We start from the raw sequence: 13,548 nt of genomic DNA on the forward strand, positions 1-13,548 counted from the left end.
GCACCCTAGCAGCGTCCGCCGACAAAAACGGTACCCAGGTTCTTCTCAGTTTCGTCGCCGACCCGGCGGCTACTGTAGCGATTCTCTCGCACGTTCGTGCGATTACTTTCAGATCGAAAGAGCCTCATGACTGCCGCAGCGCCCCGTTCCCTGCCCTACCCGTTGGGTGCCACTCTCGTCGGCGGAGGCGTCGACATGGCGGTGTATTCCGAAACGGCCGACCGCATCGAGTTCTGCGTGTTCGACGACGACGGCACCGAAACGCGCACTGCTCTCACCGAGCGCACCGGGCACGTTTTCCACGGCCTCGTGCCGGGAGCCGGTGTCGGCACCCGCTACGGCCTGCGGGTACACGGCCCGTGGGATCCGGCGAACGGCCTGCGGCACAACGCCCACAAGCTGCTGCTCGACCCGCACGCCACCGCCGTCACCGGCGACTACGCCTGGGGCCAGGAGGTTTTCGGCCATGATCAGCAGAATCCCGACAAGCTGGACCCGAGCGACTCGGCCGGACGCACGCCGCTCTGCGTGATCACCGACCCCGCGTTCGACTGGGCCGGCGACACCGCCCCGCTGACCCCGCTGACCGACACCGTGATCTACGAGGTGCATGTGAAGGGTTTCACCCAGACACACCCAGACGTGCCCGAGGACATCCGCGGGAGCTACGCGGGGCTGGCCAGCCCGGCCGCCATCAAGCACTTCACCGATCTCGGTGTCACCGCGGTCGAGTTGCTCCCCACCCAGCAGTTCGTGCAGGACAGCCATCTCGAGGAGAAGGGCCTGCGCAACTACTGGGGCTACAACACCATCGGCTTCTTCGCGCCGCACGGCGACTACGCCGCGGCCGGAGACGGCGGCGGCCAGGTCGCCGAGTTCAAGGCCATGGTGCAGGCACTGCACGCCGCGGGACTCGAGGTCATCCTCGATGTTGTGTACAACCACACGGCCGAGGGCAACCATATGGGCCCCACCCTGTCGTTCAAGGGCATCGACAACGAGGCGTACTACCGGCTGGTGGACGGCGACCGCGGCAACTACTTCGACACCACCGGCACCGGCAACAGCGTGAATGTGAGCCATCCGGCCGCGCTCGGCCTGATCATGGACTCGTTGCGCTACTGGGTCACCGAGATGCACGTCGACGGCTTCCGGTTCGACCTGGCCACCACCCTCACCCGCCAGGGCGGCGACGCCGAGCTGCACAGCGCCTTCCTCACCCTGATTCAGCAGGACCCGGTGCTCGCGCCGGTCAAGATGATCGCCGAGCCGTGGGACACCGCCGGCTACCAGGTCGGCGGCTTCCCGGCCGACTGGTCGGAGTGGAACGGCAAGTTCCGCGACGACGTGCGCGGCTTCTGGCACGGCAACGCGGCGCTGCTCAGCACCCTCTCGCAGCGGGTGCTCGGGAGCCCGGATGTATACGAAGCAGACCGGCGGTCACCGCTGTCCAGCGTGAACTTCATCACCGCCCACGACGGATTCACCCTCGCCGACCTCACCATGTACGACGAGAAGCACAACGAGGCCAACGGCGAAGACAACAACGACGGCGAGAGCGACAACCAGTCCACCAACAACGGCGTCGAGGGGCCCACCGACGATGCCGAGGTGAACGAGCGGCGCGACCGGATGCGCCGCAACCTCCTGGCCACCCTGCTGCTCTCCGCCGGCGTGCCGATGATCCTCGGCGGTGACGAGCTGGGCCGAAGCCAGGGCGGCAACAACAACGCCTACTGCCAAGACGACGAGATCTCCTGGTTCGACTGGGCGAACACCGACACCGACCTGCTGGCATTCACGCGCACCCTGCTCGAACTGCGCCGGGAGAACCCGGCGCTACGGCCCGCGTGGTTCCGGCAGGCACCCGACGCCGACGCGCAAGACACCGTGCGGGTGCTTCGAGCGGACGCCGCGGAATTCACCGCTACGGACTGGACCGACGACGACGCCCACGCCATCACCTTCGTGCTGGAGCATGCCGGGGAGGACGCCTTCGCCCTGCTGCTGAACGCGGCCGCCAACGGGGTGGAGTTCACCATCCCCGCCGCGCCGAATGCGGAGTGGGAGCTCGCAGCGTCCAGCGACCCGGGCCAGCAGGTGACGGCTCCCGTCTGCACCCTCATCGTGCGCGACGGATCGTTCACGCTGCTGCGCTCACGCGCTTAACCCTTTCGTTGCTTGCGCTTATGTTTCGAATTCGGCCAGTATAGAAACGCCGCCAGCGCCAATTTTTGGGGTTCGAGCGCCGGCGAGCACTATTCTGCGTCGTCGCGGCACGGTCAGTTCAGCGTGTCGTCGGTTGCGCCCGAAACCATTCGAAAGGCGCCTCCATGTTCCGCACCACCTCCCGTCTGACCGTCATCCTCGCCGCTGCCGCCTTCTCGGCGGGCGCCCTGGCCCTGTCGGGCTGCAGCGCGATCACCGACCTCTTCCCCAAGGAAGCCGCGCGGGACGCCGACACGCAGGAGATCAGCGAGGCCGGCGAGGCCGATGTCTTCTCGCTGGCAGTCGGCGACTGCTTCAACGACCAGGACGCAGAGGAGATCGACAGCGTCCAGGCCATCCCGTGCTCGGAGGCCCACGACTACGAGGCCTATTTCGCGTTCGACGTGAGCGCCGAGGAGACCTACCCCGGTGACGAGGTCATCAGCCAGGCGGCCGAGGACGGCTGCGTCGCGGAGTTCCCCACCTTCGTGGGCATGTCGTATGAGGAATCGACACTGGACTTCAACTACCTCTCCCCCACCGAGGGCAGCTGGGAAAACGGCGATCACGAGATCCTCTGCATCGTGATGGGCCCGGAGAAGACCACCGGGTCGCTCGCCGGCGTCGCCCTCTAACCGCCTGACACCCGCTCCAGCACTGGCGCTCCGGGCCGGCACGGGCGCCCGGCCGGAACGGAAATAGCGCAAACATAGAGAACTCTTTGGTTTCATGCAGCCCGCGCGCAGCAGAGACAACGTACTGTTGCACATGGAGTTCCCCCACTCCAACGATTGGCCCCGGTGCCAGCTCCCTTTCCCCCGAAGCGCGAGCGGCACCGGGGCTTTTTCATGCCCGCATCCTCCCGCGAGCCGTGAGCTGAACCCCGAAAAACGCGACTTTTCGGGGCCCAACTCACGGTTCGCGGGATTTGGGCGTTAGGGAGTCGTTAGGAAACCCCTGTGCGCCAAAACCGGGGTGTGTACTCGATTCCGTGCTCGTGACGAGCACGTGTGCCTGCCGGCGTAACGGCGGCCTAGGGATGGAGAAAAACGCATGCTCGACCTTGTCTACGTGCTCGGCGTGATCGCCGTGTTCGCACTCATCGGCCTTGTGGCCTGGGGGGTGGCGAAGCTGTGATCGTGTTCGACATCATCGCCGCCGTTCTCGCCGTGGCCGCGCTGGGCTACCTGGTGCTGGCCCTCGTGAAACCGGAGCGGTTCTAGTGGCGCTCTGGCTGGGCATCCTGCAGGCCCTCACCCTCGTCGCCGTGCTCGTGGTGATCTACCGTCCCCTCGGTGACTACATGGCCACCATCTACACATCACATCGCGACCTGCGCATCGAACGCGGTTTCTACAGGCTGATCGGGGTGGACGCCCGCGGCCAGCAGACCTGGGCGGCCTACCTGCGCAGCGTGCTCGCGTTCTCAGCCGTCGGAGTGCTGTTCGTCTATGCGATCCAGCGGGCCCAGGCCGTGCTGCCGTACTCGCTGGGTTTCCCGGCGGTGCCGGAGGGACTCTCGTTCAACACCGCGGTGTCGTTCGTCACCAACACCAACTGGCAGTCATACTCCCCCGACGTGACCATGGGTTACACGGTGCAGATCCTCGGTCTCGCGGTGCAGAACTTCGTCTCCTCCGCCGTGGGTATCGCCGTGGCCGTCGCCCTGGTGCGCGGCCTGACGCTGCGCCGCTCCGGCACCATCGGCAACTTCTGGGTGGACCTCACCCGTGGGGTGCTGCGCCTGCTGCTGCCGCTCTCGGTCATCGCCGCGATCGTGCTCCTGGCCGGCGGCGTCATCCAGAACTTCACCGGGTTCACCGACGTGACCACACTGAGCGGCGCCACCCAGTCGATCCCGGGCGGTCCGGCAGCCTCCCAGGAGGCGATCAAGATGCTCGGCACCAACGGTGGCGGCTTCTTCAACGCCAACTCGGCGCATCCGTTCGAGAACCCGACCGGCTGGACCAACATGTTCCAGATCATCCTGATGCTCGCCATCCCGTTCAGCCTGCCGCGCACCTTCGGCACCATGGTCGGCGACAAGAAGCAGGGCTACACGATCCTGGCGACCATGGCCACGATCTTCGTGATCTCGCTCACCGCGCTCACGATCTTCGAACTGGGCGGCGCCGGCACCGCCCCTGGCCTGGCTGGCGGCGCGATGGAGGGCAAGGAGACCCGGTTCGGCATCATCGGCTCCGCCCTGTTCGGAACCGCGTCCACTCTCACCTCCACCGGTGCGGTCAACTCGATGCACGACTCGTTCACGTCGCTCGGCGGCATGATGCCGATGCTCAACATGATGCTCGGCGAGGTCGCACCCGGCGGCACTGGCTCCGGCCTCTACGGCATGCTCATCCTCGCGGTGATCGCCGTGTTCGTGGCCGGCCTGCTCGTGGGCCGCACCCCGGAGTACCTGGGCAAGAAGATCGGGCCGCGCGAGATCAAGCTCGCGAGCCTCTACATCCTGGTCACCCCCACCCTGGTGCTTCTCGGCACCGCGCTGAGCTTCGCGATTCCCGCGGTGCGAGCGGATGTTGAGGCCACGTCGATCTGGAACCCCGGCCTGCACGGGCTCTCCGAGGTGCTCTACGCCTTCACGTCGGCGGCCAACAACAACGGATCGGCGTTCGCCGGGCTCACCGCCAACACGCCGTGGTTCAACACGGCGCTCGGCGTGGCCATGCTGCTCGGCCGGTTCCTGCCGATCGTGTTCGTGCTGGCCCTGGCCGGGTCGTTCGCGGCGCAGGACAAGGTACCCGCAACAGCGGGCACGCTGCCCACCAACCGGCCCCAGTTCGTGGGCTTGCTCATCGGCGTGACCCTCATCATCACCGCACTCACCTATTTCCCCGTACTCGCGCTGGGTCCCCTAGCGGAAGGGCTGCAGTAAGCCATGACCACTCTCCTCGACACCCCCACCACGCCGACCGGCGACCACCATTCGGCCCCGAAGAAGGCGATCAGCGCCGCCCAGCTCGTGGCCGCACTGCCCGGCGCCGTGAAGAAGCTCGATCCGCGCCTGATGTGGCGCAACCCCGTCATGTTCATTGTCGAGATCGGCGCGGTGCTCACCACGCTGCTCGCGATCTTCGAACCGTTTCTCGGCGGACCGGCAGACTCGGGCGGAAGCACAGTGCCCGGGTCCTTCACCATCGGCATCGCGGTATGGCTCTGGCTCACCGTGGTCTTCGCCAATCTGGCCGAGTCCGTGGCCGAGGGGCGCGGAAAGGCCCAGGCCGACAGCCTGCGCCAGACCCGTACCAGCACCAGCGCCACCCAGGTGCTGGACTACAACGCCGAGACCAACCCGGGCGCAGAAGGCGCCAGGGTGCAGACGATCTCGTCGGCCGACCTCACCCTCGGGGACACCGTGATCGTCGTGGCCGGGGAACTCGTGCCCGGCGACGGCGACATCGTGTGGGGCATCGCCTCGATCGACGAGTCCGCGATCACCGGTGAATCCGCGCCCGTGGTGCGGGAGTCCGGCGGCGACCGCAGCGCCGTCACCGGCGGCACCCGGGTGCTCTCCGACCGCATCGTGGTGCGCATCACGAGCAAACCCGGCGAGACCTTCGTGGACCGCATGATCGCCCTCGTCGAGGGCGCGGCCCGGCAGAAGACACCCAACGAGCTGGCACTGAACATCCTGCTGGCCAGCCTGTCGATCGTGTTCCTGGTGGTGGTGCTCACCCTCAACCCGATCGCGAGCTACTCCGCCGCCACCGTGAGCCTGCCCGTGCTGATCGCCCTGCTGGTCTGCCTCATCCCCACCACCATCGGCGCGCTGCTCTCGGCGATCGGTATCGCCGGCATGGACCGGCTCGTGCAGCGGAACGTCCTGGCCATGTCTGGTCGCGCGGTCGAAGCCGCCGGCGACGTCACCATCCTGCTACTCGACAAGACCGGCACCATCACCTACGGCAACCGGCAGGCCCGCGAGTTCGCGCCGCTGACCGGGATCTCCGAAGACCAGCTGGTGCGTGCCGCCGCGCTCTCGTCGCTGAGCGACCCCACCCCGGAGGGCAAGTCGATCGTCGACCTGGCCGCCGAGCGGGGCTTCCACCGCCCGGAGAGCCTGGTCGGCGACGTCGTACCGTTCACGGCACAGACCCGCATGAGCGGCATCGACCTGGCCGAGGGCGGGCAGATCCGCAAGGGCGCCGGCTCCGCCGTGCTGGCCTGGGTGGGCGAAGCCGGTCCGGTGCTGGAGTCCGTACTGGCCGAGCTGACCGAAGAAGTGGAGCGCATCTCCCGGCTGGGCGGCACCCCGCTGGTCGTTGCCACCGGCGCATCCGCTACCGGCAACCGCCCCGGCGAACGCTCAGTGCTCGGCGTGGTCTACCTCAAGGACATCGTCAAGGAGGGCATCAAGGAGCGCTTCGCCGAGCTCCGCGCGATGGGCATTCGCACCATCATGGTCACCGGCGACAACGCCCTCACGGCCACCACCATCGCGGCCGAGGCCGGCGTCGACGACTTCCTCGCCGAGGCCACCCCGGAGGACAAGCTCGCGCTCATCCGCCGGGAGCAGGAGGGCGGCAACCTCGTGGCGATGACCGGCGACGGCACCAACGACGCCCCGGCCCTGGCCCAGGCCGATGTGGGCGTGGCGATGAACACCGGCACCTCGGCCGCGAAGGAGGCCGGCAACATGGTCGACCTCGACTCCGACCCCACCAAGCTGATCGACATCGTGCGGATCGGCAAGCAGCTGCTGATCACCCGCGGTGCTCTCACCACCTTCTCGATCGCCAACGATATCGCCAAGTACTTCGCCATCATCCCGGCCATGTTCGCCGGGGTGTTCCCGGGCCTCGCGGTGCTGAACATCATGCAGCTGAGCTCGCCGGCGTCGGCGATCCTGTCGGCGATCATCTTCAACGCCATCATCATCGTGGTGCTGATTCCGCTGGCCCTGCGCGGAGTGAAGTACCGCGCGGCGAGCGCCGCCAGCGTTCTCGGCCGCAACCTGCTCATCTACGGGCTCGGCGGCGTGATCGCCCCGTTCCTGGGCATCAAGCTGATCGACCTCGTCGTGTCGCTGCTCCCCGGGTTCTAACCATCATGTCCATCTCTGCCACACTCGACCAACCGAAACGGAACTCCCTCTCATGAGCGCATCCCGCCCCCGCACCGGCCCCCTCACCCGGCCATACTGGGTGGCCCTGAGGGCCATGCTCATCTTCACCGTGGTGCTCGGCATCGCCTACCCGCTGACCATCACCCTGGTCGGCCAGGTGGCGATGCCCGCCCAGGCCAACGGCTCACTGATCACCGACAGCAGCGGCACCGTGGTCGGGTCCAGCCTCATCGGGCAGTCCTTCACGGATACCGACGGTGCTGCCCTGCCCGAATGGTTCCAGTCCCGCCCCTCCGCGGCCGGCGACGGCTACGATGCGAGCGCCTCCAGCGGCAGCAACTGGGGCCCGGAGAACGCCGACCTGATCCAGGCCATCGGCGACCGTCAGGCCGCGATCAGCGAGCTCGACGGTGTGCCGGTGGACGAGATTCCCGCCGATGCCGTCACCGCGTCGGCCTCCGGGCTCGACCCGCACATCAGCCCGGCCTACGCCCTGCTGCAGGTGAAGCGCGTCGCTGCCGCCCGCGACCTGCCCGAGGCCGACGTGCGCGCGCTGGTGGACGCGGCCGAACAGAGCCCCGATCTGGGGTATCTCGGCGAACCCACGGTGAATGTGCTCAACTTGAACATCGCACTCGCACAGCTCGAGGCGAACAGGTGAAGGGCTAACCCATGAAACGCGGTCATCTTCGCGTGCTGCTCGGCGCCGCACCCGGCGTGGGCAAGACCTACAGCATGCTCGAAGAAGGCCGCCGGCTGCGCGGCGAGGGCCGGGACGTGATCGTCGCGATCGTGGAAACCCATGGTCGCGCGGCCACTGCCCGCATGGTCGAGGGCCTCGAAGTTGTGCCGCGGGCAGTGGTGCAGCACCGTGGCATCGAGCTGTCCGAGCTGGACCTGACGGGAGTGCTCGCCCGACACCCCGATGTGGCCCTCGTCGACGAACTCGCACACACCAATGCCCCCGGCTCGGCGCACACCAAGCGTTTTCAGGACGTCGAGACACTGCTGGCCGCGGGCATCGACGTGATCTCGACAGTCAACATCCAGCACATCGAATCACTCAACGACGTGGTGCAGCAGATCACCGGTGTGCCCCAGCGCGAGACCCTGCCGGATGCCGTGCTGCGCGGGGCCGACCAAGTGGAGGTCATCGACCTGGCCCCCCAGGCTCTGCGCGACCGGCTCGCCGAGGGCAATGTGTACCCCGCGGCGCGCATCGACGCGGCGCTGTCGAACTACTTTCGGCTGGGCAACCTCACGGCGCTGCGTGAGCTCGCCCTGCTCTGGCTGGCCGACGAGGTCGATACCGCGTTGCAGAGTTACCGTGCCGAGCACGGCATCCAGAACAAATGGGAGGCCCGCGAACGCGTTGTCGTGGCGCTCACCGGCGGTCCGGAAGGGGAGACCCTGATTCGGCGCGGCGCCCGCATCGCAGCTCGCTCGGCCGGCGGTGAGCTTTTCGCCGCCCACGTGATCAGCCAGGACGGCCTGGCCACCTCGCACCCTGGCGCCCTTGCCGCGCAACGCGCACTGGTGGAGGAACTCGGCGGAAGCTACCACCAGGTGGTCGGCGACGACATCCCCCGGTCACTGGTGGAATTCGCCCGCGCCTCCAATGCGACCCAGCTGGTGATCGGCGTCAGCAGGCGCAACCGGCTCACCGCCGCCTTGTCGGGCCCGGGTATCGGCAGCACTATCACCCGCGAGTCCGGCGACATCGACGTGCACATCGTCACCCACTCCGCGGCCGGCGGCGCCTTCGCGCTTCCCCGGCTGGGCGGGTCCCTCACGCTGGGTCGCCGGCTCGCCGGTTTCGCCCTGGCCCTCGCCGGCGGTCCCCTGCTCACCTGGCTGCTCGTCACCTTTCGCAGCGAGGAGTCGATCACCAGCGATGTGCTCAGCTACCAGCTGCTTGTGGTCATCGTCGCTCTCGTCGGCGGGGCCTGGCCGGCGGTCTTCGCCGCCGTGTTGTCCGGGCTCACGCTCGACTACTTCCTGGTGCAGCCGCTCTACACGATCACCGTGGCCGAGCCATTGCACCTGTTCGCCCTCTCCCTCTACCTCGTCAACGCGATTCTGGTGAGCTATGTCGTGGACCAGGCTGCCCGGCGCACCCGGTCGGCCCGGCGGGCAGCGGCCGAATCCGAGTTGCTCGCCACCGTGGCCGGCAGTGTGTTGCGCGGCGAAGACGCCCTGCAGGCCCTGGTGACGCGCACGCGTGAAGCTTTCGGGCTGAGCCGGGTGCGGCTGCTCTCCGGCGGCGAGGTGCTGGTCGAGGCCGGTGCGGCGGATGTGAGTGCGGCTGAGGTGGCTGGTGCGGCTGTGAAGGATGCGGCTGTGAAGGATGCGACGGCGCAGCCCACAACCGTGCCCGTCGGTACGCGAGCCACCCTGGAGCTGACCGGACCGGACCTCGCGGCATCCGAACGGCGGTTGCTCACCGTGATCGCCAGCCAGATCGACGCGGCGCTCGAACACAGCGCCCTCGCGCAGACCGCCAGTGCGATCGGCCCGCTCGCCGAAGCCGACCGGATGCGCAGCGCCCTGCTCGCGGCCGTCGGCCACGACCTGCGCCGCCCGCTCGCCGCCGCGACCACGGCCATCAGCGGCCTGCGCGCCACCGATATCGCCCTCACCGACTCCGACCGCACCGAACTGCTGGCCACGGCCGGGGAGAGCCTGGACACCCTGGCGTCACTGGTGACGAACCTGCTCGACGTGAGCCGGCTGCAGGCCGGCGCGCTGGCCGTGGCGCTGGGCCCGGTGGATCTGGCCGACGTGGTGCTGCCCGGGCTCGACGAGCTGGGTCTGGGGCCGGACACCGTGGAACTCGACCTGCCCGCCGAGCTCACCCCGGTGCTCGCCGACCCGGGCCTGCTGCAGCGGGCGGTGGTGAACCTGCTGGCCAACGCCATCCGCTTCTCGCCGGCCGGAACACCGGCCAGGGTCGCCGCCAGCCGGTTCGCCGACACCGTGCAGCTGCGCATCGTGGACCGGGGCCCCGGCATCCCGGCCGACCGGCGAGACGACGTGTTCGTGCCGTTCCAACGGCTGGGCGACACCGACAACAGCACGGGACTCGGCCTGGGCCTGGCGCTGTCGAAGGGCTTCGTCGAGGGGATGGGCGGCACCCTCGAGGCCGACGACACCCCCGGCGGCGGCCTCACCATGGTGATCTCGCTGCCGGCGGTCGGGCCCGCGGCCTCCGGCGAGCGCGGCGAGCCTGCCGAGCCTGCCGAGCCTGCCGACCAGACGCACCCCGCACCCCGGAGCAGCGACGGAGCCCCCGCATGAGAATCCTGATCGCCGACGACGACCCGCAGATCCTGCGGGCGCTGCGGATCACCCTCGGCGCCCGCGGCTACGAGATCATCACCGCGCACGACGGCACCAGCGCTCTGGCGGCGATCGTGGACTACCACCCCGACCTGGTGATGCTCGACCTCGGCATGCCCACCCTCGACGGCCTCGAAGTGATCGACTCTGTGCGCAGCTGGAACAGCGTGCCGATCCTGGTGGTGAGCGGCCGGAGCGGTGCCTCCGACAAGGTGGAGGCCCTCGACCGGGGCGCCGACGACTATGTGACCAAGCCGTTCTCGATCGACGAGCTGCTGGCGCGCATCCGGGCCCTCACCCGCCGGATGCCCACGAGCGGCGACGAACCCGTGGTCACCTTCGGCGACATCACCGTGGACCTGCCGGCCAAGACCATCGTGCGGGCCACAGCCGGCGGCCCGGCGCCCGTGCGGCTCACCCCCACCGAGTGGCAGATCCTGGAGCTGCTGCTGCGCACCCCCGGCAAGCTGGTGAGCCGGCAGGCCCTCTACGCCGAGGTGTGGGGGCAGCACAAGATGACCGACACGGGTTACCTGCGGCTCTACCTGGCCCAGCTGCGCAAGAAGCTCGAGCCCGACCCGGCGCATCCGCGCTATCTGCTCACCGAGGCCGGCATGGGCTATCGCTTCGCGCCCGACCCGCCCCCGCCCGCCTGATCCGAGCGGATGCGTGTTGCGCGGGTCAGGCGCCGGTTCGCGGGTGGCACGCCACCCGCGCAGCGGCGCCGCACCCGCGCTCGACCGCTGCTAGGCCTGGACGGGCAGCTCGGCCGGGACTGGTTCCTCGGCGCGGGCGCGGGTGGGGAAGCGCGGGGTGAGCAGCAGGAACACCAGGATGAGCCCGCCCTGCACGAGCAGGGCGTTGCGGAAGCCCTGGCCGGGGTCGCCCACATTGAGTCCGGCGAAGAACACCGAACCGAGCACGGCGACGCCGACCGCGGAGAAGATCGACTGCACGGCCGTGAGCACGCCGGAGGCCGACCCCACCTCGTCGTCGTCGACCGCGCCGAGGATGATGTTGAACAGGGCGGCGACCACCAGCCCGCCGCCGATGCCGGTGAGCACCAGCCCGGGGGTGAGCTGCCAGATGCTGAACCGGCTGATGTCGCCGAGCGCGATGAAGAGCCAGGCCGCACCGGCAAGCTGGAACAGCGCGCCGATCTGCAGAACCGCACGGCCGAGCTTGTCGGCCAGGAACGCGCCGCTCACGGCACCGCCGATGAGGCTGCCGATGGCCAGCGGCAGACCGCTCACGCCGGCCTCTCCCGCGCTGAAGCCCTCTCCGAGCTGCAGGAACAGGGTGAAGACCAACTGTGCGCCCACGGTTCCGCAGAAGAACAGGCCGATGCCGCCCAGGCCCACCAGATAGGCCGGTTTGCGGAAGATGCCGGGGGTGACCAGCGGGGTGCGGCCGGCGTCGAGCCGGGCCTTCTGCCGCCGGGTGAAGAGGTAGAACCCGACCAGCGACGCGGCGATGCTCAGCCAGGTCCAGGCGGGCCAGCCGGCGCTCTCGCCCTGCACCAGCGGCAGCACGAGCAATCCGCTGGCGAGCACCATGATGGTGGCGCCGACGAGGTCGATGCTGATCGTGCGGTCGCCGGCCGTGCGCGGCAGCACGATCCAGGCCACGACGATCGCGGCCAGGCCGATGGGCAGGTTGATCAGGAACACGGCCCGCCAGCCGGAGCCGAACAGGTCGGCTTGGATCAGCGCACCGCCGATGATCGGTCCGGCGATGCCGGCCAGGCCGAAGACCGGACCGAAGATGGCGAAGGCCTTGCCGATCTCGCGGGGCGGGAACGCGGCTCGGAGCAGGCCGAGCCCCTGCGGCAGCAGGATCGCCGCCGAGAACCCCTGGATCAACCTGAAGGCGATGAGGGTGCCGATGGTGGGGGCCACGGCGCAGAGCAGCGAGGTGAGGGTGAAGGAGATCAGCCCGATCAGGAACATGGTGCGGCGGCCGAACCGGTCGCCGAGCCGGCCGCCGAGGATCAGCCCGGCGCCCAGGGTGAGGGCGTAACCGCCGATCACCCACTGCAGCCCCGTTGCGCTGGCGCCGAGGCTCGCCTCGAGGGAAGGGCCGGCCACGTTGACGACGGTGGCGTCGATGAGGTCGATGATCTCTGCGGTGAGCATCACGGCCAGGATCAGCCATTTGTAGCGGTAGGGGTCGGCGGAGCCGGACGTTGACGCGGAGCCGGACGTTGACGCGGAGCCGGACGTTGACGCGGAGGAGGCGGAGGGCATGGGAGGGCTCCTGTACAGGGTGGAGGATGGCGCCGACGGCGGTAGCACCGGGAGGAGGCGAGGTGGAGTCGGGACGGAAACAGGACGGAGACGTCGGTCACCGGGAGGTAATCAATGAGATTGGCAATATTGAGTATTACCATGGAGATCATGGATGTCAAACCTGAACTGTTCGGGACCGAGTACAACGCCAGCCGCGCTATCGCACGACGCGGCGGCGGGCCGATGGCGGAGCGGGACGTGCGCGCCCGGATCCAACGACTGGGCCTGAAGGAACAGGCATTCCGCCGGCACCTCGCCGATCAGATCGCCGTTGACGAGATGGGCCTGGAGGTGATGGACAACCTCATGTCCCGGGGCTCGTCCAGCCCCACCGAGCTCGCTCACGAGATCAACATCTCCACGGCGGCGATGAGCCTGGTCTTGCAGCGCCTGGAGTCGGCCGGGCACATCACGCGCCAGCGGCATCCGTCTGACGGCCGCCGCCTGGTCGTGGCCGCCACGGATGACTCGGTGCGCCTGGCGTACGGCCACGTGCTGCCCCTGGTGAACGGGCTCGAAGCCGTGGTTGCCTCGATGAGCGAGGCCGAGCGGGCGGCGGCCAGTGATTTTCTCGACAAGGTCATCGCCGCGTACGACGGCGCCATGAACTGACGGGTGCGCCGCGCG

The 13,548-nt window shown here is 68.7% G+C and carries 10 protein-coding genes; 9 read left to right on the plus strand and 1 reads right to left on the minus strand.

Translation table 11 applies throughout. The annotated features are described in order from the left end of the window. The first annotated feature begins 126 nt into the window (after nt 1-126). The 8 genes from glgX (at nt 127) to BJQ94_RS18925 (ending at nt 11,289) form a co-directional block, all read left to right on the plus strand. A complete protein-coding gene (gene glgX / locus BJQ94_RS18890; RefSeq protein ID WP_265398116.1) occupies nt 127-2,169 on the plus strand; it encodes a glycogen debranching protein GlgX in 2,043 nt (680 codons plus the stop codon). A gap of 164 nt (nt 2,170-2,333) precedes the next feature. Beyond that, entirely contained in the window at nt 2,334-2,843 is a 510-nt protein-coding gene (locus BJQ94_RS18895; protein WP_265398115.1) for a septum formation family protein, read from the plus strand. Between the two features lie 498 nt (nt 2,844-3,341). Continuing rightward, a complete protein-coding gene (kdpF, locus tag BJQ94_RS18900; RefSeq protein WP_265398114.1) occupies nt 3,342-3,431 on the plus strand; it encodes a K(+)-transporting ATPase subunit F in 90 nt (29 codons plus the stop codon). Then, on the plus strand, nt 3,431-5,104 hold the full coding sequence (gene kdpA / locus BJQ94_RS18905) for a potassium-transporting ATPase subunit KdpA (RefSeq protein WP_265398113.1): 1,674 nt from the start codon (nt 3,431-3,433) through the stop codon (nt 5,102-5,104). Before kdpF ends, kdpA begins: the two co-directional genes overlap by 1 nt. 3 nt (nt 5,105-5,107) lie before the next feature. Next, nucleotides 5,108-7,273 carry a potassium-transporting ATPase subunit KdpB gene (gene kdpB / locus BJQ94_RS18910; protein ID WP_265398112.1) on the plus strand — a complete coding sequence of 722 codons (2,166 nt, stop codon included), beginning with the start codon at nt 5,108-5,110 and terminating at the stop codon, nt 7,271-7,273. A gap of 52 nt (nt 7,274-7,325) precedes the next feature. After that, on the plus strand, nt 7,326-7,955 hold the full coding sequence (gene kdpC / locus BJQ94_RS18915; RefSeq protein ID WP_265398111.1) for a potassium-transporting ATPase subunit KdpC: 630 nt from the start codon (nt 7,326-7,328) through the stop codon (nt 7,953-7,955). A gap of 11 nt (nt 7,956-7,966) precedes the next feature. Beyond that, nucleotides 7,967-10,591, plus strand: a complete 2,625-nt coding sequence (locus BJQ94_RS18920; protein WP_265398110.1) for an ATP-binding protein — start codon at nt 7,967-7,969, stop codon at nt 10,589-10,591. Continuing rightward, nucleotides 10,588-11,289 (plus strand): response regulator transcription factor, encoded by a 702-nt coding sequence (locus BJQ94_RS18925; protein WP_265398109.1) that lies wholly within the window; start codon nt 10,588-10,590, stop codon nt 11,287-11,289. The genes BJQ94_RS18920 and BJQ94_RS18925 overlap by 4 nt, the downstream gene beginning before the upstream one ends. Before the next feature lie 90 nt (nt 11,290-11,379). On the opposite strand, the gene BJQ94_RS18930 is transcribed toward BJQ94_RS18925, so the two are convergent. Then, nucleotides 11,380-12,879: an MFS transporter gene (locus BJQ94_RS18930; protein ID WP_265398108.1), complete on the minus strand. Its 1,500-nt coding sequence runs from the start codon at nt 12,877-12,879 to the stop codon at nt 11,380-11,382. A 150-nt stretch (nt 12,880-13,029) separates the two neighbouring features. Between BJQ94_RS18930 and BJQ94_RS18935 the strand changes: the two genes are divergently transcribed. Beyond that, nucleotides 13,030-13,533: a MarR family transcriptional regulator gene (locus BJQ94_RS18935; protein ID WP_265398107.1), complete on the plus strand. Its 504-nt coding sequence runs from the start codon at nt 13,030-13,032 to the stop codon at nt 13,531-13,533. Nucleotides 13,534-13,548: the final 15 nt, after the last annotated feature.

Source organism: Cryobacterium sp. SO2, assembly GCF_026151165.2.
GTDB lineage: Bacteria > Actinomycetota > Actinomycetes > Actinomycetales > Microbacteriaceae > Cryobacterium.

What these genes read in the sequence shown, in the direction of transcription:
- kdpC (WP_265398111.1), top strand. Translation starts at nt 7,326, where the DNA reads ATGAGCGCATCCCGCCCCCGCACCGGCCCCCTCACCCGGCCATACTGG.
- BJQ94_RS18930 (WP_265398108.1), bottom strand. Translation starts at nt 12,879, where the DNA reads ATGCCCTCCGCCTCCTCCGCGTCAACGTCCGGCTCCGCGTCAACGTCC.
- BJQ94_RS18895 (WP_265398115.1), top strand. Translation starts at nt 2,334, where the DNA reads ATGTTCCGCACCACCTCCCGTCTGACCGTCATCCTCGCCGCTGCCGCC.
- glgX (WP_265398116.1), top strand. Translation starts at nt 127, where the DNA reads ATGACTGCCGCAGCGCCCCGTTCCCTGCCCTACCCGTTGGGTGCCACT.
- BJQ94_RS18920 (WP_265398110.1), top strand. Translation starts at nt 7,967, where the DNA reads ATGAAACGCGGTCATCTTCGCGTGCTGCTCGGCGCCGCACCCGGCGTG.
- BJQ94_RS18935 (WP_265398107.1), top strand. Translation starts at nt 13,030, where the DNA reads ATGGATGTCAAACCTGAACTGTTCGGGACCGAGTACAACGCCAGCCGC.
- BJQ94_RS18925 (WP_265398109.1), top strand. Translation starts at nt 10,588, where the DNA reads ATGAGAATCCTGATCGCCGACGACGACCCGCAGATCCTGCGGGCGCTG.
- kdpB (WP_265398112.1), top strand. Translation starts at nt 5,108, where the DNA reads ATGACCACTCTCCTCGACACCCCCACCACGCCGACCGGCGACCACCAT.